This window comes from Micromonospora sp. NPDC047465 (assembly GCF_040643125.1).
GTDB lineage: Bacteria > Actinomycetota > Actinomycetes > Mycobacteriales > Micromonosporaceae > Micromonospora.
The window spans coordinates 1-1,607 of the sequence record NZ_JBEYTP010000125.1 but is presented as its reverse complement, the minus strand read 5'-3'; the positions used below and the strand labels follow the sequence as shown (position 1 = coordinate 1,607).

1 protein-coding gene is annotated in these 1,607 nt (G+C 66.4%); it reads right to left on the bottom strand.

Features of this window, described 5'->3' with window-relative positions; genetic code table 11:
* Positions 1 to 85: 85 nt before the first annotated feature.
* Positions 86 to 1,378 (bottom strand): IS110 family transposase, encoded by a 1,293-nt coding sequence (locus ABZ793_RS34645; protein WP_357465215.1) that lies wholly within the window; start codon positions 1,376 to 1,378, stop codon positions 86 to 88.
* Between the last annotated feature and the right edge of the window lie 229 nt (positions 1,379 to 1,607).

Genomic DNA, 1,607 nt, shown 5'->3' with positions numbered 1-1,607 from the left:
CACTGTCAGACCCGAAAATCCAATGGTGAGTGGGCAGGCGCCAGCACCCGGCGCAGCGCAGCGGAGCCGGGTTTGGGCGGCTGAGTCAGGCGGCTTCGGGTTCGGCGATGATGGCCTTGCCGTCCTGGATGGTGATCTTTTGACCGGTGACGGCCTGGAGTTGCGTGGCGAGGTTGCGGGCCCTGCGCTGTTTGTCGATGCGCGTGTCGAAATGGTCGGCGCCGAGGTCGCGGAACCGGACGGCAGGGTCGGACAGCAGGTGGTAGACGATAACCAGGACCGCGTTGCCGGTGGCCACGGTCGCTTTCTGTTTGCCGCGACGTTTGGCGATGCGTCGGTGTCGTGCGCCGAGGAAGGTGTTGGTGCGGCACGCGCTGCCGGCGATATTGCCCAAGGTAGCGGCCAGCCACGGGCTGCCTTTTGCTCGGCCCTTGTTCTTCCTCTTTCCCGCGGACTCGTGGGTCTGCGGGCAGAACTTGGCCCATGACACCAGGTGCGCGTCGGAGGGGAAGCGGCTCATGTCTACGCCCACCTCGGCGATCAGTTCCTGCGCAGCGGTGGGGCCAACTGCGGTGATCTCACTCAGTTGCTCCACCTGACGGGCGAACGGGGCGACCGCCTCGGTGATCCTGGTGTCCAACGCGGCGATCTGGGCGCTGAGCCGGTCGATGTTGTCCAGCATCATCGCCAGGATGGTGGCGTGGTGATCGGTGAAGAACCCCCGCAGCGCCTCCTGCAGCTGCGCGATCTTGACACGCAGCCGGCCCCTGGCCATCTGAGCGAGGACCGTCGGGTCGCGCTGTCCATCGATGAGTGCCTGGAGTATCAGCCGCCCGGATACCCCAAACACGTCGCTCACCACGGAGGTGATCTTGATCTGGGCGTCTTCGAGCAGTTTCTCCACCCGCTGCATCTCCCGCGTGCGGTCGCGGATGAGCGAACGCCGGTAGCGGGTCAGGTTACGCAGCTCCCGGATGGGTTTGGGATGCACCAGCGACGGCCGGCACATGCCCCGCTCGGCGACCTTGGCCAACCACACGGCGTCGGCCTTATCAGTCTTGGCCCGCCCGGGCACGTTCTTCACGTCGCGGGCGTTGACCAGCCAGCACTCGAAGCCCTCGGCCTCGAGCAGATAGTAGACACCCTTCCAGTAGTCGCTGGTGGACTCCATGACAACCCGGGTGACGCCCCAGCGGCGCAACCAGTCCGCCATCTGCAGCAGCGCCGAGGTGGTGGTGGCAAAGCCGCGTACCTCCTGCATGCGCCGGCCCGGCCTGGACTCGTGCGGCACCCGCACGCACGCCTCCAACACCGCCTTACCCAGATCGAGTGCGGCCACCCGCTCGACGTGTAACTCCTGCTCGTCGACCTCTTCCATGACGCTCTCCCACGGGGGTCGGGACGGGGAAAAGGTCACCCGCGGGAGCCGGCGGGGAAGATGAAGAGTCGGACCCTCGTGCTCGTAGCAACAATGCGCAGCCCCTCGAAGCGGCTCCCAGCGTCAAACAGCTTGACGGCCTCACCTGCGCCATGAAAGCACCGACGTCGGCGGGCGACCACCTCGATTTTCCCGCATGCGCGGCGCCCCGAAGGGACCCGAAAACAGC

Coding starts and splice junctions, on each gene's coding strand:
- ABZ793_RS34645 (WP_357465215.1), bottom strand. CDS start 1,378: ATGGAAGAGGTCGACGAGCAGGAGTTACACGTCGAGCGGGTGGCCGCA.